At 36.0% G+C, this 22,224-nt stretch carries 24 protein-coding genes and 1 pseudogene; 8 read left to right on the forward strand and 17 right to left on the reverse strand.

The annotated features are described in order from the left end of the window. Position 1 precedes the first annotated feature (1 nt). The 6 genes from parE to MHH59_RS17885 form a co-directional block, all read right to left on the reverse strand. Complete coding sequence (gene parE, locus MHH59_RS17860) at positions 2 to 1,966, reverse strand: DNA topoisomerase IV subunit B (protein ID WP_340852002.1); 1,965 nt, start codon at positions 1,964 to 1,966, stop codon at positions 2 to 4. Between the two features lie 378 nt (positions 1,967 to 2,344). Further along, entirely contained in the window at positions 2,345 to 2,758 is a 414-nt protein-coding gene (locus MHH59_RS17865; RefSeq protein ID WP_002014313.1) for a CoA-binding protein, read from the reverse strand. Positions 2,759 to 2,837: 79 nt separating this feature from the next. Then, the gene (locus MHH59_RS17870; RefSeq protein ID WP_002185182.1) at positions 2,838 to 4,079 is read right to left on the reverse strand and encodes a S1C family serine protease; all 1,242 of its coding nucleotides are present in this window, start codon (positions 4,077 to 4,079) and stop codon (positions 2,838 to 2,840) included. A 203-nt stretch (positions 4,080 to 4,282) separates the two neighbouring features. Continuing rightward, positions 4,283 to 4,960 (reverse strand): response regulator transcription factor, encoded by a 678-nt coding sequence (locus MHH59_RS17875; RefSeq protein ID WP_002185181.1) that lies wholly within the window; start codon positions 4,958 to 4,960, stop codon positions 4,283 to 4,285. A gap of 18 nt (positions 4,961 to 4,978) precedes the next feature. Next, the gene (nrdG, locus tag MHH59_RS17880; RefSeq protein WP_002185180.1) at positions 4,979 to 5,431 is read right to left on the reverse strand and encodes an anaerobic ribonucleoside-triphosphate reductase activating protein; all 453 of its coding nucleotides are present in this window, start codon (positions 5,429 to 5,431) and stop codon (positions 4,979 to 4,981) included. Further along, on the reverse strand, positions 5,428 to 7,284 hold the full coding sequence (locus tag MHH59_RS17885; protein ID WP_340852008.1) for an anaerobic ribonucleoside triphosphate reductase: 1,857 nt from the start codon (positions 7,282 to 7,284) through the stop codon (positions 5,428 to 5,430). The genes nrdG and MHH59_RS17885 overlap by 4 nt, the downstream gene beginning before the upstream one ends. A gap of 225 nt (positions 7,285 to 7,509) precedes the next feature. Here MHH59_RS17885 and plsY point away from each other — a divergent pair, with 225 nt between their 5' ends. Together plsY and MHH59_RS17895 are read left to right on the forward strand one after the other, a co-directional pair. After that, a complete protein-coding gene (gene plsY, locus MHH59_RS17890) occupies positions 7,510 to 8,106 on the forward strand; it encodes a glycerol-3-phosphate 1-O-acyltransferase PlsY (RefSeq protein ID WP_002014306.1) in 597 nt (198 codons plus the stop codon). A gap of 109 nt (positions 8,107 to 8,215) precedes the next feature. Further along, entirely contained in the window at positions 8,216 to 8,506 is a 291-nt protein-coding gene (locus tag MHH59_RS17895) for a HesB/YadR/YfhF family protein (protein WP_002033558.1), read from the forward strand. Positions 8,507 to 8,583: 77 nt separating this feature from the next. Here the strand turns inward: MHH59_RS17895 and MHH59_RS17900 are convergent, their stop codons facing one another. Further along, complete coding sequence (locus tag MHH59_RS17900; RefSeq protein ID WP_002128497.1) at positions 8,584 to 9,003, reverse strand: acyl-CoA thioesterase; 420 nt, start codon at positions 9,001 to 9,003, stop codon at positions 8,584 to 8,586. 109 nt (positions 9,004 to 9,112) lie between these two features. Between MHH59_RS17900 and MHH59_RS17905 the strand changes: the two genes are divergently transcribed. Continuing rightward, on the forward strand, positions 9,113 to 10,405 hold the full coding sequence (locus tag MHH59_RS17905) for a glycosyl hydrolase family 18 protein (RefSeq protein WP_002066644.1): 1,293 nt from the start codon (positions 9,113 to 9,115) through the stop codon (positions 10,403 to 10,405). 76 nt (positions 10,406 to 10,481) lie between these two features. Here MHH59_RS17905 and sspN read toward each other — a convergent pair whose 3' ends face one another. The 4 genes from sspN to MHH59_RS17925 all read right to left on the reverse strand — a co-directional run bounded on the left by sspN (position 10,482) and on the right by MHH59_RS17925 (position 12,573). Then, positions 10,482 to 10,616 (reverse strand): acid-soluble spore protein SspN, encoded by a 135-nt coding sequence (sspN, locus tag MHH59_RS17910; protein WP_000527988.1) that lies wholly within the window; start codon positions 10,614 to 10,616, stop codon positions 10,482 to 10,484. Positions 10,617 to 10,659: 43 nt separating this feature from the next. Continuing rightward, the gene (locus MHH59_RS17915; protein ID WP_002014298.1) at positions 10,660 to 10,803 is read right to left on the reverse strand and encodes an FbpB family small basic protein; all 144 of its coding nucleotides are present in this window, start codon (positions 10,801 to 10,803) and stop codon (positions 10,660 to 10,662) included. A gap of 131 nt (positions 10,804 to 10,934) precedes the next feature. Beyond that, positions 10,935 to 11,882 carry a 3'-5' exonuclease gene (locus MHH59_RS17920; RefSeq protein WP_002167838.1) on the reverse strand — a complete coding sequence of 316 codons (948 nt, stop codon included), beginning with the start codon at positions 11,880 to 11,882 and terminating at the stop codon, positions 10,935 to 10,937. 115 nt (positions 11,883 to 11,997) lie between these two features. Further along, positions 11,998 to 12,573 (reverse strand): TlpA family protein disulfide reductase, encoded by a 576-nt coding sequence (locus tag MHH59_RS17925; protein ID WP_002128499.1) that lies wholly within the window; start codon positions 12,571 to 12,573, stop codon positions 11,998 to 12,000. A 481-nt stretch (positions 12,574 to 13,054) separates the two neighbouring features. Here MHH59_RS17925 and MHH59_RS17930 point away from each other — a divergent pair, with 481 nt between their 5' ends. Further along, positions 13,055 to 13,270, forward strand: coding sequence for a hypothetical protein (locus MHH59_RS17930; protein WP_002121369.1), 216 nt, complete (start codon positions 13,055 to 13,057; stop codon positions 13,268 to 13,270). An 11-nt stretch (positions 13,271 to 13,281) separates the two neighbouring features. Continuing rightward, the gene (locus MHH59_RS17935) at positions 13,282 to 13,614 is read left to right on the forward strand and encodes a YmzC family protein (RefSeq protein ID WP_340852009.1); all 333 of its coding nucleotides are present in this window, start codon (positions 13,282 to 13,284) and stop codon (positions 13,612 to 13,614) included. 22 nt (positions 13,615 to 13,636) lie between these two features. Here MHH59_RS17935 and MHH59_RS17940 read toward each other — a convergent pair. Together MHH59_RS17940 and acnA are read right to left on the reverse strand one after the other, a co-directional pair. Next, positions 13,637 to 15,353, reverse strand: a pseudogene (locus MHH59_RS17940) (ABC transporter ATP-binding protein). A gap of 69 nt (positions 15,354 to 15,422) precedes the next feature. Next, on the reverse strand, positions 15,423 to 18,146 hold the full coding sequence (gene acnA, locus MHH59_RS17945; protein WP_340852013.1) for an aconitate hydratase AcnA: 2,724 nt from the start codon (positions 18,144 to 18,146) through the stop codon (positions 15,423 to 15,425). A gap of 289 nt (positions 18,147 to 18,435) precedes the next feature. On the opposite strand from acnA, the gene sspO reads away from it, so the two are divergent. Further along, entirely contained in the window at positions 18,436 to 18,585 is a 150-nt protein-coding gene (gene sspO / locus MHH59_RS17950; protein WP_002033549.1) for a small acid-soluble spore protein O, read from the forward strand. 37 nt (positions 18,586 to 18,622) lie between these two features. Here sspO and pdaB read toward each other — a convergent pair whose 3' ends face one another. Continuing rightward, positions 18,623 to 19,348, reverse strand: a complete 726-nt coding sequence (gene pdaB, locus MHH59_RS17955) for a polysaccharide deacetylase family sporulation protein PdaB (RefSeq protein WP_002066634.1) — start codon at positions 19,346 to 19,348, stop codon at positions 18,623 to 18,625. Positions 19,349 to 19,394: 46 nt separating this feature from the next. Beyond that, entirely contained in the window at positions 19,395 to 19,658 is a 264-nt protein-coding gene (locus MHH59_RS17960; RefSeq protein ID WP_002014282.1) for a hypothetical protein, read from the reverse strand. Positions 19,659 to 19,779: 121 nt separating this feature from the next. Here MHH59_RS17960 and MHH59_RS17965 point away from each other — a divergent pair, with 121 nt between their 5' ends. After that, a complete protein-coding gene (locus tag MHH59_RS17965; protein WP_002014281.1) occupies positions 19,780 to 19,923 on the forward strand; it encodes a small acid-soluble spore protein P in 144 nt (47 codons plus the stop codon). Between the two features lie 125 nt (positions 19,924 to 20,048). Beyond that, entirely contained in the window at positions 20,049 to 20,435 is a 387-nt protein-coding gene (locus MHH59_RS17970; protein WP_002066632.1) for an Hsp20/alpha crystallin family protein, read from the forward strand. Between the two features lie 51 nt (positions 20,436 to 20,486). On the opposite strand, the gene MHH59_RS17975 is transcribed toward MHH59_RS17970, so the two are convergent. After that, positions 20,487 to 21,725, reverse strand: a complete 1,239-nt coding sequence (locus MHH59_RS17975; protein ID WP_340852014.1) for an MDR family MFS transporter — start codon at positions 21,723 to 21,725, stop codon at positions 20,487 to 20,489. A gap of 84 nt (positions 21,726 to 21,809) precedes the next feature. Then, positions 21,810 to 22,202 carry a hypothetical protein gene (locus MHH59_RS17980; protein ID WP_002137716.1) on the reverse strand — a complete coding sequence of 131 codons (393 nt, stop codon included), beginning with the start codon at positions 22,200 to 22,202 and terminating at the stop codon, positions 21,810 to 21,812. Positions 22,203 to 22,224 lie beyond the last annotated feature (22 nt).

A 22,224-nucleotide genomic window follows, 5' to 3' on the forward strand; every position in this document is an offset into this window, starting at 1 on the left:
GTTATTCCACCTCCGTCTCCATAATCATTTCATTTTCTAAAATATTTCCTTCTTCTTGCATACCAAATTGTACATTACGCTCAATCCATTTACGGCGAGGTTCTACTTTATCCCCCATCAATGTCGTAACTCGGCGCTCAGCTCTTGATGCATCGTCAATTTTCACACGGATTAACGTACGTGTTTCAGGGTTCATCGTTGTTTCCCATAATTGATCGGCATTCATTTCGCCAAGTCCTTTATAGCGCTGCAACATGTAGCCTTTACCGACCTTTTTCGTTACATCACCCAATTCTTCATCAGACCATGCATATTCAATTACTTCACTTTTCCCTTTTCCTTTACTTACTTTATATAAAGGTGGAAGTGCGATAAATACTTTACCAGCTTCAATAAGTGGTTTCATATAACGGTAGAAGAACGTCAGTAGTAACACTTGAATATGTGCTCCATCCGTATCTGCATCGGTCATAATAACAACTTTATCGTAGTTAATATCTTCAACAGCGAACTCATTCCCTACGCCACCGCCAATTGCGTAAATAATCGTATTGATCTCTTCGTTCTTAAAAATATCAGCAAGCTTTGCTTTTTCCGTGTTAATTACTTTACCACGTAATGGTAGTACCGCTTGGAAACGACGATCTCGCCCTTGCTTTGCTGAACCACCAGCCGAGTCACCCTCTACTAAATACAATTCGTTTTTCTGAGGATTACGTGATTGTGCAGGTGTTAACTTCCCGCTTAAAGTACCTTCTGATTTTTTCTTCTTCTTACCAGTACGCGCTTCTTCTCTCGCTTTACGAGCAGCCTCACGTGCTTGTGCTGCTTTAATTGCCTTTCTCACAAGAAGTGTAGCTACATCCGGGTTTTCTTCTAAAAAGTAAGCTAAATGCTCAGATACAATTGCATCAATTGAAGAACGAGCTTCACTTGTACCTAGTTTCCCTTTCGTTTGCCCTTCAAACTGGAGTACGTCTTCTGGTACACGTACAGAAACGATCGAAGCTAATCCTTCTCGAATATCTGTACCCTCTAAATTTTTGTCTTTTTCTTTTAATAAAGAAACTTTACGAGCATACTCATTGAACACACGTGTCATTGCTGTTTTAAATCCAGCTTCGTGTGTACCACCGTCTTTTGTACGTACATTATTTACAAACGAAAGAATGTTTTCTGAGTAACCATCATTAAACTGAAACGCTAACTCTGCTTCAATTCCATTTTGCTCACCCGAGAAATATACAACTGAATGAATCGAATCTTTCTCTTCGTTTAAGTATGAAACGAAAGCCTCAATTCCTGTTTCATAATGAAACACATCTTCTAAATCATTACGTTCATCTTTTATCGAGATTTTCATTCCTTTTAATAAGAATGCAGATTCACGTAATCTCTCACATAATGTTTCATAATTATAATTTGTTGTGCTGAAAATAGTTGTATCTGGTTTGAAGTGCATCGTTGTACCAGACTCTTTCGTTTTCCCGATTTTCTCTAACGTCGTTGCAGGAGTACCACCATTTTCAAAGCGTTGTTCATAAATGCTACCATCTCGCTTAATCGTTACTACTAGCCATTCTGATAAGGCGTTTACAACTGATGCCCCAACACCGTGTAAACCACCACTCGTTTTATAGCCTCCTTGGCCAAACTTACCACCAGCATGAAGTACAGTTAAAATAACTTCAGGTGTCGGCTTTCCAAGCTTATGCATTCCCGTAGGCATTCCTCGCCCTTTATCAATTACGCTAATACTATTATCTTTATGTATTACGACAGAAATTTCGTCGCCAAATCCCGCTAATGCTTCATCAACGGAGTTATCTACTATTTCATATACTAAATGATGCAATCCACGGCTATCCGTACTCCCGATATACATACCCGGGCGTTTTCGAACGGCTTCAAGTCCTTCTAACACTTGAATTGCATCTTCATTATATTGGAACTGATGCTTCACCAAACTCCTTGCCCCTTTCCTAATCAAATCAGAACATATGTTTCTATTATAGAATAACGCCTCGACTATAGTTTTGGCAAGTTATCTTATCTCTTTTATATACTATTTTCAATAGAAAAATCCTTGTTTTTTTTCACAAGGATTCCTCTAGGCTACTATTTCAGAAAAATAATCGTTTGTCAACGAGAAATGGATATGTATTCCAACATTATACATTCCAAACCTTTATCATGATCCAAATGATCAATATCCAAAATGGGATAACAAGTAACAATCCCCAAAAACAGCCTTTAAAAAATCTCATGATGAACACCTCGTTCATCCGCCCTACTTATGTAAAAAGTGAGGGCTGAATCAATCTTTCTATCTTTAAAATCTATACTATTTTGTCATTACATGCTCTACTTTAATGCAACGATCCATTATTACTGTGTAGCCTTTTTCTTGTAAAAGTTTATATGTATCTTCATCTTGTACTCCTAATTGTGCCCAGAAAACATCTGCATCAATCTCTACAAACTCTTTCGCAACATCCTTTAAAAATTCTGAGCGACGAAACACATTTACAATATCAACATGTTCTTTAATATCCGTCAGTGAAGAAACTGCCTTTTCTCCGAGTACTTCATCTACTGTTGGATTTACTGGAATAATGCGGTACCCAGCATCTTGCATTGCTTTTGAAACCATATACGATGTGCGTTCTGGCTTATCTGATAATCCAACAACTGCAATCGTTTTACTTTTCTTTAATACTTCACCAATTTCCGTACGAGTTGGGTTTTCAATTATCATAATTTATCCCTCCTATTCCTTTAGTATATCCGATAAAGAAAGTCTCTTTCAACATGAAAGAGACTTTCTTTTATTCCGATTATTGATTCTTTGTAGCTGAATTATCTGCTAATGTAGCTGTTTTCGTCATTTTTTGACCGTTTCGGTAGAATGTAACTTCTACTTTCTCGCCTACTTTTTTCTTTTCATATAAATATTTACGGAATTGAAGTGAATTCTCTACTTTTTGATCATCTAACGCTACTACTATATCATATTGCTCTAAACCAGCTTTTTCCGCTGGTGATATTGGATAGATTTTACCTAATACAACTCCATTTGTTACTTCTTTTGGCACCTTTAATTGATTTACTGCATAAGCTTGCACATCTTCTAATGAAACGACACCTACTCCAAGAGCTGGACGCTTCACTACTCCGTCTTTTTCAAGGGATTCAATAACTGGCTTTGCAATATTAATTGGAATAGCAAATCCAATTCCTTCAACTTCTTGTTGTGCAATTTTACTTGAATTAATCCCAATTATTTCACCGTTTTGGTTAAATAACGCACCACCACTATTACCTGGGTTAATCGCTGCATCTGTTTGAATAACTTGAGCATTCCAATCTGCACGCTTATCGCCATCAATATCTACTGGAATTTCACGTTCTTTGCTACTAATAATACCTTCTGTTACACTTCCATCAAACCCTAGTGGGTTACCGATTGCAATCGCTTTTTCACCCGCACGAAGTTTACTTGAATCACCTAAAGTGGCAACTTTATTTACATTAGATCCATCAATTTCTACAACCGCTAAATCTAACCAAGGGTCTTTCCCTACAAGCTTTGCATCTACCTTTTTACCATCACTTAGTTTTACAGCAAGTTTATTTGCTCCATCTACTACATGGTTGTTCGTTACAATATACGCTTTATTTCCTGCTTTTTTATAAATAACACCTGATCCTGAGCCAGCTTGTTGCTCTTGGCCTGTCGGTTGCATTGCAAATGGATCAACACTTTGTTGCATATTAATAACACCTACAACAACATCCTTCGCGCCTTCGATCATTCCCGGTAAATCAGTTTCATTTTTCGCTTTATTTACAACTGGAACTACAGTTCCTTCTACTTGTTTATTAGAATTGAATGACGAAACAGCTGCATCATTATTTTGCACCCATGGCATGTACGGTGCTGCAAAACTAATCGAAACCGCCCCGACTACAGCTCCAACTAAACCTGTGAAAAAATATCCTTTTTTACTACCTGATTTTTTCACTTCTCTCGTTTCACTATGCTCTTCATTCAAATTCGGTCCGTCGTAATATCCCATGTTTTATTTCCCCTCCCTGGTGAATTCGTACTTTCAGTATAGTCACATTTTGTGTCCTTCTTGTGAACTCATCGTGAAATCCAATTAAAAAAATACTCCTATCTACCATTGTAGACAAGAAAAGTATTTTTTGTACATTCCACCTACAAAGGAGAGTGTAAATTTGCTATATCCCAAAGCCGGGATGCATAGTAACTTAAAGGTTATTCTTCGAATTTGTAACCTACTCGAATAACAGTGCCGATATGCCTCGCCTTATCTCCTAGCTTATTTCGCAGTTTTTTAATATGTGTATCAACCGTTCGGTCATCACCGTAGTAATCATATCCCCATAACTGATCTAATAAATGTTGACGTGACAACACAATTCCTTTGTTCTCCATTAAATAAACAAGAAGTTCAAACTCCTTATGTGTCAATATAATTTCTTCACCATCTACTAAAACTGTTCTAGATAGTCGATTTACTTCTATTCCAGCTAAAGACATAGTATTTTCTTCTGATACTCCTACCGCTCCATCCGCACGTTTCAATAACGTCTTTGCACGAGCTACTAACACTTTCGGACTAAAAGGTTTTGTTACATACTCATCTGCACCTAGTTCAAAGCCTAGTAATGTATCATCCTCATCAGAACGTGCTGTCAGCATAATAATTGGTACCGCTGACTCTTTTCTAATTCGTCTACAAACAGACCAACCATCTATTTCTGGTAACATAATATCTAACATAATTAAATCAATTGTATGTTCAGCAAATAATTCTAGCGCTTTTTTTCCATCTTCCGCTTCGATTACTTCAAAGCCTTCATTACGAAAATAATCACTAACAATTTCACGTAATCTTCTTTCATCTTCAACAAGTAATACTGTTTTATTCATATAACCTATCCCGCCTTTTTACTCTTTCAATCGAATTATACGTTGATTGGAGCTTCCGCGAAATGGAAGTGTTAAATCTTTTTTATCAAGTTCAAATCTTCCATCGACCAAAACATCCCCATAATGTAACAATTCTATCATATCATTATTTTGAGCACTCTGTATCTCTTCTAACCTGTAACCTGTATAAATCCATAGATTTTTTCTCAAATCCTTCACTGCTTTTGCTACTTTTTTCACTTCAGCAGCTTGAAAAAATGGATCTCCGCCTGAAAATGTTACATCGGTTAATGAATTTTTTTCAATCTCTTTCACAATTTCTTCTACCGTCATTTCAGTTCCATTGCAAACATTCCATGATTGCGGATTATGGCAACCGATACAACGATGCGGACAGCCCGCAAAAAACACGACTGTCCGCAATCCTTCTCCATCTACTACACTATCATGAATGATATTCATAACTTTCATTTATGCTTCACCCGATCCATCTCTTCACTACGTTTCGCGCTATTCCACTTTGACATATCTCCAACAAGATATCCTGTTATGCGGCGAATTCTTTCTATTTCATTCTCATCTTCATTCCCGCAACTCGGACATTCATTCCCGATAATGCCATGATAACTACAGCACTTACAACGATCAACAGGATGGTTAATTGAACCGTACCCCACTCCGTACTGCGCCATCGCTTGTACAATTTGCTTTAACGCTTTTTGATTATGCACAGCTGCACCATCTAGTTCAATGTACGTAATATGTCCGCCATTACAAAGAGCGTGGAACGGTCCTTCTAATCGAATTTTATCTATCGCTTGAATATTGTAATACACCGGTACATGGAACGAATTTGTATAATAATTATGATTTGTCACACCGCTAATTACACCAAATTCTTCTCTATCTTTTTTCACAAACTTTCCTGATAACCCTTCTGCTGGCGTTGCAATTACAGAGAAATTGAGTTGATGTTCTTCCATCACCTTATCCATTCTCTCTCTCATAAAGGAAATAATTTCATATCCAAGCTTCCACGATTCTTCATTTTCTCCATGATGCTTTCCAGTTAACGCTACTAAACATTCTGCAAGACCGATAAAACCAAGACTTAACGTCCCTTGTTTTAAAATCGGTGCCACAGCATCTTCAGGTTGTAACGTCTCTCCACCACGCCATACACCTTGTGAATATAAGAACTGAAAATCTCTTGCTCTCTTTGTACATTGATAAGCAAATCTCTCTAATAATTGCTTAACGCCTAAATCTAAATAATAACTTAGAGCTTCAAAAAACGCTTCTTTTGAACCACTAATTAGCGCTAATTTCACTAAATTAATAGAAGTAAACGATAAATTCCCTCTTCCAATTGCTGTTTCTTCCCCATGTATATTAGACATAACACGAGTACGGCACCCCATATAACATACTTCACTTTCAGGTCGACCATCATAATGCACAGCATTAAACGGAGCATCTAAAAACGAAAAGTTAGGGAATAATCGCTCAGCGGTCGTTTCTAACGCTAATTCAAATAAATCATAGTTCGGATCACACTCTTCAAAGTTCACGCCTTTTTTCATTTTGAAAATTTGAATAGGAAAAATCGGTGTTTCCCCTTTACCAAGTCCAGCTTGCGTCGCTTTTAAAAGTTGCTTAATTAAAAGTCTTCCCTCTTTCGATGTGTCTGTTCCGTAGTTAATGGAAATAAATGGTACTTGCCCCCCACCCCTACTATGCATACTATTTGAATTATGAACGAAAGCCTCACACGCCTGATACGTATCATTTTCTGTCTCTTTCCATGCAAATTCCTCTATTTGTTCTTTCGTAAGCGGATATGACTGTAGTCGTTTTTTATGTCTCTTTACTGTTTTTCTCACATATGGAGCTAAATCAATATCAAAGAGTGCAAACGATTGACCACCGTGCTGCATATTTTGATTCGCCTGAAAAATAATTGAAGAAAGCGCCAACGCACTTTTAATGTCTTGCGGTTGTCTCATATGTCCATGTCCAGTATGAAAACCGTTAGCTAGCATTTGCGCTAACGGAATTTGCGAACAAGTCGTCGTTCCTGTTGCATAAAAATCTAAATCATGTGGATATAATATATTTTGATCTATCGCTTTTTTCACTTGATCTGATAATAATTTTTCTACTGCATAATACTTTGCGCTCTCAGATGCGAACGTTCCCATTACTCCCATTGGAGATCGACCATCTACATTTGCATTTTCCTGCATTAAATCTTGTTCATTACCGTGGATAATTGTCTCAAATACTTTCATTAATTCTTCTCCACGTAAATTTTGTTTCAACATTCATAACCCTCCACCAACATGTTGTTGTCTTTTGATTAAAATCATACAACATATAGTTCTTCTGTTCCTGTGAAAAATGTAACATTCCTGTGAAAGTTTTTTTAAAAATTAATGACTTTTTCATTTATAAAAAAGAAATGTGCTCTTTACAAATGTATGGTACAATAAATGGGAAAAACTCTTTTTACCCTTTATCAACACATTTGTATAAAGGAGAATGAACTCATGGTTATTACATATCTTTTATTTATCGTTGCCTATCTACTCGGTTCGATTCCATTTGCATTAGTCGTTGGAAAAATTGGTTATGGAATCGACATTCGTGAGCATGGAAGCGGTAATCTAGGCGGAACAAATACATTCCGTACATTAGGGAAAAAAGCAGGTTTTATCGTAACAATTGCTGACATTTTAAAAGGTACATTAGCAACAGGTCTACCGATTATTTTCGGGTCAGATATTCACCCACTATGGTTTGGATTAGCCGCTGTTCTTGGACATGTCTATCCGATCTTCGCAAAATTCCGCGGGGGGAAAGCAGTTGCAACTTCTGCTGGGGTGCTATTATGCTATTCACCAGTTGTTTTTGCAATATTAGCTGTTGTCTTTTTCAGCCTTTTATTTACAACAAGATACGTATCACTTTCTTCTATGATAACAGCTGTCGTTGCTGTTATTGCATCCATTGTTAGCGGGGATAAAATCTTCATTATTGCGATGTGTTTATTAGCAGGTATGGTTATTTATAAACACCGTGCAAATATCGGACGAATTATAAATAAAACTGAACCAAAAGCAAACTTTTCAAAAAAGCAAAAATAAGATCGTAACCCACATAACGCAAAAAGAAAACGTGAAGCATATTAATAGCGTCTTTTTGCGTTATTTTTTATACTAAAAGAAAAAGCAACATAATTTGGAGGAACTATACATGAATCTTTCCGTAACAAAAGAAGCAGCACAATGGTATAAAAACGAATTAAACTTACAATCGGGTGAAACAATCCGCCTTTTCGTACAATACGGCGGTTGCAGTACTGTGCAAAAAGGACTTTCTTTAGGTATTCGTAAAGATGACCCTGCGCACCCTGCTGTTCAAACTCAAGAAGAAGGTATTAACTTCTTTATTGAAGGCGATGATGAGTGGTTCTTCGATGGACATAATTTATTAGTTACACTTAACGACGGTGATGATTTCCCTCAATTTAATTATGAAAAATAAAAAAGCGTGGCTTCTGCCACGCTTTTTTTATCCCGCTATTTGCGGGTAGTAAGACCCCCACTGATTAAAGTTTCACTTTATTTCTTTTTAATTTCCTCATATTTCGCATACCACTCAGGATATAATTTTTTAAATGATACAGGGCGGAACCCTTCTTTTTTCGCACAAATATTCGTCGTGCTTGCAGTAATACAAAGTTCGCCATCACCATTATAAATTTCATATCCATATACAACGCGGAGCGGGCTCACAGTATCAACCCACGTTTTCACAATAGCTTTTTCTCCGTAACGCATCGCTTTACGATATGAAATTTGCAAGTCTAATACAGGAGAAATAATTCCCTCTTTCTCCATTTCAACATATGAAAATCCTAATTCTTGTATAAGTTTAGTGCGCCCAAGTTCTAGCCACACTAAATAGTTTGAATGGTAAACAACACCCATCTGGTCTGTTTCCGCATAGCGGATTTCAACTTCATGTTCTGCTACAAACATTTCTATTCGCCTTCTTTCACTTCTGCTACCTTGCATACATTTAATCATAATACAGAGGAATCAAAAATAAAATAAAAACAGTGAATCTTTTACCGAAAGGGGCAAGCACATGATCCAAATTGTAACTGTTCGTAGCGGTGATAGTGTTTATGGTTTAGCATCAAAGTACGGATCTACACCTGAAGAAATTGTAAAAGACAATGGACTAAATCCAGCTGAAACACTCGTTGTTGGTCAGGCACTTATCGTTAATACAAAAGGCAATAATTATTATGTACAGCCAGGTGACAGCCTTTATCGAATTTCTCAAACGTATAACGTCCCTCTCGCCAGTTTAGCTAAAGTTAATAACCTTTCATTAAAATCTATTCTCCATGTCGGACAGCAATTATATATACCGAAAGGAACAAAACGAGCAGTAGAATCCATTGCTTATTTACAGCCTTCAACAATACCGATAAAAGAAAGTTTAGTAAATGCTACACGTGCTATTAATCCATTTTTAACATATTTAGCCTACTTCAGCTTTGAAGCAAAAAGAGACGGCACTTTAAAAGAACCGACGGAAACAGCGAAAATCGCTAATATTGCAACGCAAGGTAACACCATCCCTATGCTCGTTATTACAAATATTGAAAATGGAAATTTCAGTGCCGATCTGACCTCGGTTATTTTACGCGATGCAACAATTCAAAACAAGTTTATTACTAACATTTTGCAAACAGCTGAAAAATATGGCATGCGAGACATTCATTTCGATTTCGAGAGTGTGGCACCTGAAGATCGCGAAGCGTATAATCGTTTTTTACGAAATGTGAAAACACGATTACCTAGCGGGTACACATTAAGTACAACACTTGTACCGAAAACGAGCTCAAATCAAAAAGGGAAATTTTTTGAGGCTCACGATTATAAAGCACAAGGACAAATTGTTGATTTCGTCGTCATTATGACATACGACTGGGGTTGGCAAGGTGGACCACCGATGGCGATTTCCCCTATTGGTCCTGTAAAAGAAGTACTTCAATATGCAAAATCTCAAATGCCCCCACAAAAAATTATGATGGGGCAAAATTTATATGGATTTGATTGGAAACTCCCTTTCAAACAAGGGAACCCACCCGCAAAAGCAGTTAGCTCTGTCGCAGCTGTTGCACTTGCTCGTAAATACAATGTTCCTATCCGCTATGATTTCACAGCCCAAGCTCCACATTTTAATTACTTTGATGAAAACGGCGTACAACACGAGGTTTGGTTTGAAGATTCGAGGTCTATTCAAAGTAAATTCAATTTAATGAAAGAACAAGGCATTGGCGGTATTAGTTACTGGAAGATCGGTCTACCATTCCCACAAAATTGGCGTTTACTCGTTGAAAACTTTACAATTACGAAAAAAGGCTGACGAAAGTCAGCTTTTTAAATATTTTTATAATATTATCCAAACACACAAAAAGGAGAATGATGACATTCTCCTTTTTTTAACCGTTATCAACAATTGGTTGTTTGCCAGTTTGGTCTTGCATTTGCTTTCCTTTGTTGCCACCAGCTTTTTTCGATTGTGTTCCAATTTGATTTGGTGCAAAGTCTTTTGAATTCTTTTTCGGATTACCCATTACTATCGCCTCCTTAACACTAGTATCGTACTAGTGTTAAGAATTATTCAGCCTGCTTAAAAAGTTTCATTTCATAACGTTTTTCAATTCGTTTTTCAATTCGATCCATTGCATCACGATCGCTTAATAATTGTTGTTTATTTTCATTTACAAGTTCTTCAAACGATCTACGGCGACTTCTTCTCATGTTGCTCACCCTTTCTTCTACGCTTTCTTATTACATAGTATGAGCAAATGAAAAACTCTTTAATCAGATTTGTAAGAAAATTTTATGTTTTGATAAAAAATCCCATGCGCATATATTGCACATGGGATTTTTTACACCATCGTATTTAAATATTTTTTAATTTCTTCATCCGCATTTACTTTATTTGCTCTATACTCATCCAGCGCTCGTAATACAGAATCGTATTCTGCTACAATGTAGCTCTCTAGCTTCAAAATGTCCTCTACACTGTCAATCATAATTCTCGTGTTGCCAATCTCACTTTTCAATGCTGCCTCGTGTGTTAAGCTCGTACAAATTTCTCTTACATCGTCTTCCATTTTTTCTGTTAACACATATTTCTTTCGCCCTTTGACCTTTAACCTTATAATTGGGTAAAAGGCTTTTATATCTAAATAACTCCCAACATTCATACAACGAATCCACTCAATATCACGTTTATTTCGTACAAGCATTTCTTTTACTGCTTCAAATACCGCTGTTTCATCAAGTACTTCCTTATTCGCTTTTCTTTTTCCTTCTTCTTCAACCGCTGCACATTTTTGATAAACAGCCGCACACGTAATACAGTCGTCAAATGCATTATGAGAACTTAATCGAATTCCAAGCATTCGTTTTAACGTTTCAAGTTTATGATTAGGCGCATGCTTCATATATTTTTTCGCTAAAAACACAGTATCAATAACGTTATTTTTAGGCTCAGGTAGTCCAAGCATATTTACATTACTTTTTAAAAAACGCATATCAAAAGATGCATTATGAGCGACAATAACATTTGTATGTAAAAATGCTAAAAATAAAGGTAATACTTCTTCAATCGTCGGTGCATCTGAAACACGATAATTTGTAATACCTGTTAAACTCGTTATTCGGTCCGGAATTGAACGCTCTGGATTCACATAGGAAACAAATTGATCTACTAGTTCATGATTATGATATTTCACTGCTGCGACTTGAATAATTTTATCATTATAAGGGTTAAATCCTGTTGTTTCAAAATCAATTACAACATAATCTAACGGTAAGGATATATTCCCCACTCCAAACACTCCTTTACCTCTAAACGTTTATATTTCTTTTATCATAACATGCTGCTATCACTACGTGAAAAAGAAAAGGCAGAAATGGTAACTTTCCACCTCTACCTTTTCACCGTTATTTTAATTTAGCAATCCGTTTCTCCATCTCTTTTTGCGTCATCGGTCCAATGAACTTATCTTGAATGACACCTTCTGTATCAATAAAATAAGAAGTTGGAATGGTAATTACTTTATACGCTGTTGTCACATCAATGTTCTTGTCCAATAAAATAGGAAAAGTAATTCCTTTTTCTTTAGCGAAGTTCCTTACCTTTTCTTCTCCCCCTCCTTTTTCTGAAGGAGTATAGTTTATAGCTAAAATTTCTACGTTTTCTTTATGTTCTTTATAAAAGGCCTCCATATCAGGCATTTCTTGCTGACAAGGCCCACACCACGTTGCCCAAAAGTTTAAAATAACTTTCTTTCCTTTTAAATTGGATAACTTTACATTCGTTCCATCTATCTTTGCTAATTCAAAATCTGGTGCGCTCTTTCCAATTTCAATACCGTTCCTTGCGAAAATCTCTTTCATAGCAGCTTCACTTTTGGCAGGCTTTTCTTGCATTACTTGATCCTCTTTACCAAACTGTTCATAAGCTGCATATCCCGCTAAACAAAGTAACACTACAATAATGGTAAGCTTCCGCCACATATTATATCACCCTTACGTGTTTATCTTCTTATTACATAATCACCAAAATACTATATACCTTATTTTAGCTTATACGGACAAGCTTGGAAATATTCACAGTCGAAATAGTTAGAATACTTATAGTCCAGATGAAATATTTCCCTTTTTATCATATAATTAGAAATAAATACAAAATTTGCGAGGTGATATGTATTTTACAATTACTTATCAACCCTTTCACTTTTGTTTTTTTCACTTTACCATTACTATGTATTTTTTTTAGCACCTTACTATACAAATTCAAATGGGCTGCAATTATTATTTCTTTTACTGTTCCACTTATATTTTTCATTATCGTCTCTAAATTTAATATACACCTAGCTTTACAAAACTTAGACGCTTGGATTGTTTATAGTGCTGTTTATTCTGTACTTTCCTACATAACAGCAGCGCTAATACGAAGAAAACTGCACATGTAGAGCTTTCAAAAAGGGGGATTTTTATGAATTTATTTGAAAAAATACTATTATATATTCTTAGTTTTATATTTTCACCAATCGGGATTATCACTTGGATCATCTCGCTCTTCAGTAAAGATCCTGAAAAAAAGCAAGTGGGACGTATTTGTCTCTATATCGCTTTAATCTCATTTATCCTTTTAGCTGGTCTCGGTATTCTTAGTTTCTTCACGATGACTACCACCACTACTATACAATAGTTACAGAAAGGATGATTGTTTTGGGAGAACACCCTATTAGTAAAGAACTTCGCTATATACGCATATGTTTAGTTATTTTAGTAATCGTTCTTTTATTTTTCAACGGTGAACGAGTCGTTGAAATTTCTACAAATCATGATTCCATAGAAAATATTTCCACCAGTAATATGACACAGATTGCTGAAAATACATTTGCTATTCAAGAATATAATCCAACACTAAGTAGCGAACGTATAGTCAAGATTTTCAAGTATAATCCGGATACAAATCAACTTACTCTAGTCAAAGAGTTTAGCACTAACGATACTGAGTCTTATACGTATCAACTTAATAAGAGTGAATAAAGATAAGAGCGCTATATAGCTCTTATCTTTTTATTAGCATCTCTTTAAACAATGACTTACACGTTAATAATTCTCTAGGATCCCCGCATTCCACAATACTCCCATTATTCATAACAACCACCCGATCCGCTATCATCGCATTCTCTACATCATGTGTCGTCACAATTCTCGTTACATTCCCCCCTAGCCCTTTAAGCATATTCCAAACCACTTCTTGATTGCTCGGATCTAATCCCGCAGTCGGTTCATCTAAAATAATAAGATTCGGATTTGATACAATCGCTCGCAATAACGCAAGACGTTTTCTCTCTCCTCCCGAAAACTCTTCACCGCTTTTATGTAGTACAGTTTGAATCCCTTCAGGTAAATCCCTAATAATCGGCTTCACATTTACAAGTTCAATATTTTTTGCTAACTGGTTTTCTAAATACTCTTCACCGAAATACATATTCTCTTTTATTGTCGTCCGAAAGAAACGAGGTTCTTGCCACACTGTAGTCATACGAGCCCCATTACCCATAATAAACAATGCTACCGTTAGATGGTTTATACACACCCGTTATTAATTTTAAAAGCGTTGTTTTTCCTGCACCACTTTCTCCTACAATAATGACGAGTTCACCAGGATTAATTTGCAAATGAATATTTTTAATTCTACATCTCTCTTCGACGTTCTCTTGAAATGAAACATTTGTTAATCTCATTCCCATCGCTCTCTCTACATTTCTGAATTCAGCTCCTATATTTAAAAAACAAAAAACTCGATTTGCCGAAGCAATAGCAACTTGTGTCATCATTAATAAATCACTTGCATAACGAACAGGAAAAAATAACATCTCAATTGTAGCTAATACCGCCACAAGCGAACCGACTTCCATATCCCCTTTTATTATTTTTTTTGCTCCTATAATAAGAACAACTATATATGCTCCTGTTTCTATTACCGTTCCAACTATCCCAATACAATGTTGTATCATCGTCTTCCTTACTTCTGTTTTATAAGATTGTGCCGTCACTCCTTTAAACAAATGAATTGCCCATTTTTCTTTTTGTAAGCTACGTAAATCTTGTATACCTTTTACAAACTGTGACATCATCTCTACAACACTTGATTGATTTTTTTGAGCAATACTTGCAATATTTCTTACTTTTCCCCCCATAAGCATTGGAACAATTGCACTTAAAAATAAAAACGGGGTTATCCACCATATGAACTGTACATCGATATGTTGTAGAGCTATGAACGCACCAATAAATTGTGCAATGGCGTGGATGTATTCTATTAATATAGATCCATATAACCTTACCCAATTCGGAATATTAGAAACGACTAATGTTTCTAACTCCCCTTGTTTTACCTTCTCACTTTCTTCAAACGGTAATAAGAAAAAATGACGTAATACATCTATACGCTTCTCTCGTAATATTCGCTGACTTACTTTTGAGCTTACATAATCAAATAACAGATTGTTCACCCACATCAAAAATCGACTCCCCGTAAACAAAGCAATATATACATACGTACCTTTTAACTCCCGCTGAATAATGTTATCTACAATTAGCCCCATAAATAGCGGACGGGATAAATTTAAAATGGCAGCTACTATTCCGCTACAAATCGCACTAATTAGCAATAGCTTTTCTTGCAACAGCGGCAACATTATTCTTCTATACTCATTCATTGTCATTCCCCCAATTTTGCATAATAAAAGGAAAGGGATGAAACCAAATGGTTTCATCCCTTTCCCTCTGTACATAAAGTAAGGAAGCTAACAAATGTTAGCTTCCTTATCATTCATTTCAATTATTTAGTTTGACACTTTAGACTCTTCGATTTTCGAACGAAGAACCATTTGCAAGATACCACCGTGACGGTAGTAGTCAATTTCAACTTCACTATCGAAACGAGCTACTACTTCAAATTGCTTCTCTTTTCCTTCTGCATCGATTGCAACTACTTTTACAAGATCGCGTGGTCTAACCGTTTTGTCAATTTGAATTTCAAATGACTCGTCACCAACAAGACCTAATGTTTCAGCACTGTCGCCATCTTTAAATTGTAATGGTAATACGCCCATTAATACTAAGTTACTGCGGTGAATACGCTCGAAGCTTTCTGCGATTACTGCTTTAATACCTAATAAGTTTGTACCTTTCGCAGCCCAGTCACGAGAACTTCCCATACCGTAGTCTTTACCAGCAACAACTAGAAGGCCTGTGCTATCTTCTTTATATTTCATCGCAGCATCATAGATAGATGTTACTTCACCAGTTGGCCAATATGTTGTATATCCGCCTTCTGTTCCTGGTGCGATTTGGTTTTTAATACGGATGTTTGCAAATGTACCACGCATCATAACTTCATGGTTACCACGACGAGAACCGTAAGAGTTAAAGTCGACTGGTTGTACGCCGTTTTCTAGTAAATAACGTCCAGCTGGCGTGTGCTTACCAATTGAACCTGCTGGTGAAATGTGGTCTGTCGTTACAGAATCACCAAATTTACCAACTATGCGTAAACCTGATAACGTTTCAACTTCACCTGGCTCTTTAGATAATCCTTCGAAGAACGGTGGGTTTTGAATGTATGTTGAATCATTATCCCAAGTATATAAAGCTTCATTTGAAGTTTGGATTTCATTCCAGCGCTCATTGCTGTTAAATACTTGTGCATATTCTTTTTTGAACAATTCAGATGTAACAACACTTTGAACTACATCTTCAATTTCTTTAGCTGATGGCCAAATATCATTAAAGTAAACAGCATTACCATTTACATCTTTACCGATTTCATCATTTTTCAGGTCAATATCAACAGTACCTGCAAGTGCATATGCCACAACAAGTGGTGGTGATGCTAAGTAGTTTGCCTTTACAAGTGGGTGAATACGACCTTCAAAGTTACGGTTACCAGATAAAACAGATGTTACTAATAAATCATTTGCTGCGATTGCTTCTTCTAATTCCTCTGCTAATGGACCAGAGTTACCGATACAAGTCGTACAGCCGTAACCAACTGTTTGGAAACCTAATTGATCTAAATACGTTGTTAAACCAGACTTATCTAAGTACTCTGTAACAACTTTAGATCCTGGTGCTAACGATGTTTTTACGTAACCAGGTACTTTAAGTCCTTTTTCAATTGCTTTCTTCGCAACTAACCCTGCTCCAATTAACACGTACGGATTTGACGTATTTGTACAGCTTGTAATTGCAGCGATTGCAATTCCACCTGTTTTCATCGTTACTTCTTGATCTTTCAATGTAACTTTCACTTCTTTATCAAACTCTTGCTCATTGAATCCAAGCCCTTGTGTTCCAACTGGTGCTACAACAGCTTTATGGAACTCCTCTTTCATATTTGAAAGTGGGATTAAATCTTGCGGACGTTTCGGTCCAGAAAGATTAGATTCGATTGTATTTAAATCAATTTCAACAAGATCAGTATAAATTGGATCTTTACTGTCTGCTGTATAGAATAAGCCATTTGCTTTACAATATTCTTCAACAACGCGAATTTGCTCTTCATCTCTACCTGTTAAACGTAAGTATTCTAATGAAATATCGTCGATTGGGAAGAATCCACAAGTTGCACCGTATTCTGGTGCCATATTTGAAATTGTTGCACGGTCAGCTAAAGGCATGCTCTTTAGTCCATTACCGAAGAACTCAACAAATTTACCAACTACACCTTTTTGACGTAACACTTGTGTTACTTTTAATGCAACGTCAGTTGCTGTTGTACCACTTGGAAGTGTACCAGTTAATTTCACACCGATTACTTCAGGTACTGGGAAATATGAAGGCTGTCCAAGCATTCCTGCTTCTGCTTCAATACCACCAACGCCCCATCCAAGAACACCAATACCATTAATCATTGTTGTATGTGAGTCAGTTCCAACTAATGAATCTGGGTATGCAACTAAGTCACCTTCAGCATTTTTCACCGCATGAACAACCGGTGCTAAATATTCAAGATTTACTTGGTGTACAATACCTGTTGCTGGTGGAACTGCACGGTAGTTATCAAATGATTTCTGTGCCCAGCTTAAAAATTTATAACGTTCTTCATTACGTTTAAACTCTAAGTCCATGTTGAATGCAAGCGAGTCCGCTGTACCCGCTCTATCAACCTGTACAGAGTGGTCAATTACAAGGTCTACAGTAATTTCTGGATTAATTTTATCAGGATCTCCGCCCATATCTGCCATTGCTTTACGAAGCGAAGCCAAATCTACAACAGCTGGAACACCTGTGAAGTCTTGTAAGATTACGCGAGATGGTTTAAACGGAACATCGATATCTTGAACATCTTTCGTTCCCCATTTCGCTAAATTTGTAACATGTTCTTCTGTAATTACGCGTCCGTCTACTTGACGAAGTACAGATTCAAGTAAAACTTTCACGGAATATGGTAATTGAGATATGTTGCCAACCCCTGCGTTTTCAAGCGCTTTCAATTGATAATAATGATACGTCTTTCCATCTAGTTCAAAAGTTGCACGTGATTGAAATGGATTATGTTTGACCATTATGTTTCCCCCCTGTTAAACGTGACTAATTTGTCTGAATATAAAATGTAGACAAACTTTTCAATACCTTACGATAATATCTTATTACAACTTTCTAAATAAGTAAATAATAAGAAACTTATGGATTATCATAAGTTTTCTTTATCTTTCTAAATTTGAATAGTGTCCATGCTCTTTATTAATACTATTACTATAAAGTAAAGCACTCTTTCAGTGTTTTACTTTACGTTCATATATGCTATGAACGACTCATGGTTCGTCTATAAAAAACATTATAGAGGTGAGAAAAATGGGTAAAAGAAAAGCCAATCATATTATTTCAGGAATGAATGCTGCATCCGCCCAAGGGCAAGGAACTGGCTATAATGAAGAGTTCGCAAATGAACCTTTAACTCCGGCAGAGCGACAAAATAATAAGAAACGAAAAAAGAATCAGTAACGAAAAATCCCAAAAGGTATACCTTTTGGGATTTTCTCTAATGTTTATAACGTAACAACTCCGAAACTGTTACAAATCGATAACCCTGCTTTTTCAGTTCAGGTAAAATTTTTGCTAATGCCGCCACTGTTTGACTACGATCACTTCCTCCATCGTGCAACAGTACAATATCTCCACTTTTAGCATTTTTCACAACATGATTTACTATGGATTCTGTACCCGGATTCGCCCAATCACGAGGGTCTTGATGCCATGACCATAGAACAATTTGATACCCAGCTTTTTTTGCCGTAGTAAATACAGCATCATTAATATATCCACCTGGCGGACGGAACAATAAAGGTTCTTTCACCCATTTTTCAAAATATTTCTTTCCATTTAAAATATCATGTTCTAATTTTTCATCTGATGAATTACTCGCATACAAATGATTCATCGTATGATTTCCGATTTCATGCCCTTCTTTCAACACTTGCTTTACTAAGTACGGATTACGCTGAACTCGAAAGCCAATCATAAAAAAAGTCGCTTCCGCTTTATATTGACGTAATAACTCTAATACTTGCGGTGTATAAGTTGGGTCCGGTCCATCATCAAATGTAATTGCGATAATTTTTTCATTATTTGGCACTTCCCATGTTACATAGCCAGTTGGCTCTAGCTCTTTTCTTAACAACATTTTAGCTTCCACTTTGTCCACTTGAAATATATGTACTGCACAAATTAAAGAAAAAATTGATAGAATAATTTTTCGTTTCAGCATAGTAGCACTAAAAGTAATGAGGTTGTTGAATTCACAACAACCTTTTTCACTTTTCTATTTGATCTACATTTCGCATAATATTTTGGAGATTACTTTCATATTGCTCAAGTTGTGGACGCTGCGTTTCTGATGCTACTTCAAGTGCATTTTGAATCTGTTCGTACGCCTCTTGCACTTCTTGGCGTAACTCTTTTAAATCATGGCCGTAATTCGGGTCATTTTTCACAATATTATTGAATATATTTTCCGCTTGAACAACCCCTTGCTGCGCGGCCTGAAAAGCCTGTTGCTTATCTTTATGATATGGCATAACACTTTCCCCTTCCTATATGAGTTAGTCCTACTTATCTTTACCCATTTCTCAAAAAACATTCTCGTATAAATTCGCAAACTTCTCTCATTCTAAATAGGGAGAGGAGGTGTAAAATACAATGGGTAAAAACAATAATCAGTCTAATCGTCAAAACGAGAAAAAAGGGCAATCTTCTGGACAGCCCGAGCCTTTAAGTGGATCTCATAAAGTTAAAAACCGTAATCATTCACGTCAAAAAAATCATGCACATCATGATATGTAAAGCAAAAGTATTCACACACACTGTATCTTTCACATAAAATGTTTATATTTTTCTATTTGTTCTTCACCTCTATTTCATTCATGCATAACATAGTATGAATTGAGATTTTACGGAGGGTGTCTTTCATGGGCAAGAAAAAGAAGGATTGTCTTTTTCATGTTGATGGTTTCGAAGAATGGATGGATCAATTTTGTTCCGATTCTTATAGTAACTTTAGTTTTCCAAATCAAATTCATATTGACCTTTGTGAAACAGAACAAGAATACATTTTGGAAACAGATGTACTAAATGTAACTGAACAAGATGTACTCATTAAAAAGATGGAGACAGGCCTAAACATTTGCATACTTCATAAAAATAATTCTTTACAGCGGATAATTCCTTTACCTGCTAATATTATTTATAAGAAGATGCTAGCCTGCTTAGAGAATGGATATTTAGCCATTCATATTTCCAAAAATGAAGTTGCCAACACGCATGAAGAGAAAGTCTTTTTTCGAATTAACGATTAATATAAATACAAACATAAGCCCCAGCAACCTTTTAGTTTGCTGGGGCTTATGTTATTTCGCATGTATTTCTATTTTAGAATTTCTAATATATCTTTTTTTCATTAAGCTTTTTGTAACTAATAGGACTGGAAATGCAGTGGTTGAAAAAACAGCTAATATAAAAAATACAATAAAGCCATTTTGATATCCATAATGATCGAGAAGTATCCCGCCAAACCAAGGACCAATTACTACTCCAATTCCCGAAAAGCCCATAGCTCCAAAATATGTCCCTTTCAAATGCGAAACAGCTATCTCATCAATAAATACATCTGTCATTGAAAACATTAATACTTCTCCGAATGTAAAAATAATTGTACATATAGCAGCCCCTAACATAGATTCTACTAGTCCAAATCCAAACAATCCCCCGCTCACAAATAACGTTCCAACCATAATAGATGCTAACGGCGTATACTTTTTACACATTTGAATAACAGGGTATTGAATAACTACTACTGTAACCGCATTTAAAGTTAGCATATATGAGAACAACTTTACTCCATCTTGAAATATATGTGCGTTTGCAAAATATTGAGATAGTGTCGTCGTTAAATGTGAAAAACCACTATTACTCAAAATGATTCCGACTAAAGCAACTAAAAATACTATGTCTTTTCGCAAAATCCGAACCGCACTTAACATTGTGACCGGATTTTCTGTAGTTACTTTCTTTTTATCAAGTGGATATTTCTTAAATTGAAACGCTAATATAACTGTATATAAAATGTACACTCCAGCGGCTACTAAAAAAGGAATCGTTGATTTTGCACTTCCAATCTGTAATCCAACAAGTGGACCCATCGCTACTCCAACATTTATTGCACCGTAACGCAAATTATATACGAGTAAACGATACTCTGGTTTCGTTAAATCTGATAATAAAGCTCTTGATGTCGGTTCAAAAAAAGAACGACATAATCCATTCAAAGCGTTTAATAGAAAGAAACTCAAAACATGATCTGCAACTGAAAATCCTATAAATACAAACACCCAAACAATCATGGACCATATTATAATCATCTTTCGACCAAATCGATCCGATAAATTGCCTCCAATAAAACTAGCTAACACTCCAACAAGCGCACTCGTTCCAATGATAGCACCGGTCATTCCAGCCGATACGTCTTTAACAGTCGTTAAATAAATCGCTAAAAAAGGAATGCTCATTGAAGTTGCAAACCTAGCAAATAATGTCCCTATAATGATACTCATTCCAAGTGGATGAATATTTTGTAACTTCCCCTTCATCTTTAAACCTACTCTCCCTTTTCTTACATAAAAAAAGAAAGCAAAGGATCTGCTTTCTTTTTCCTTTTTCTATACTTGAGATGTTTATACCCGAGCTGTTCTCGTTATTTCCATATCAATTCCGTATGTAAACTGTAGTTCTTTACAAACATCTTTAATCAAAATAGCTACATTATACTTTTCATTAAATTCTAAAACAATGCTTTCTACTTCTTCATATGTATACTTATATTCGCCAGTAATTACACTTTTTAAATCAAAGCATTCATTAATACAAAGCTGGACGAGTAATTGTTCATACTTCTCTATGACATCTTCTTTTTTCCAAAGTAACTCCTTTACATATAACCGATCAAATTTCACACTTTCTCGATTACAATCCGTTAAAATCCGGGTCATCTCATTTAATTCTCGATATAATTCGGAAATATTTCTGCTTAAACTAAGCAACTTATCTACGCCGTTTTCATATGGCATTTTCATTCCCCCCGCATTTTCT

It is taken from the genome of Bacillus sp. FSL E2-0195, from assembly GCF_038003645.1.
In the GTDB taxonomy this organism is placed as follows: Bacteria; Bacillota; Bacilli; order Bacillales; family Bacillaceae_G; genus Bacillus_A; species Bacillus_A mycoides.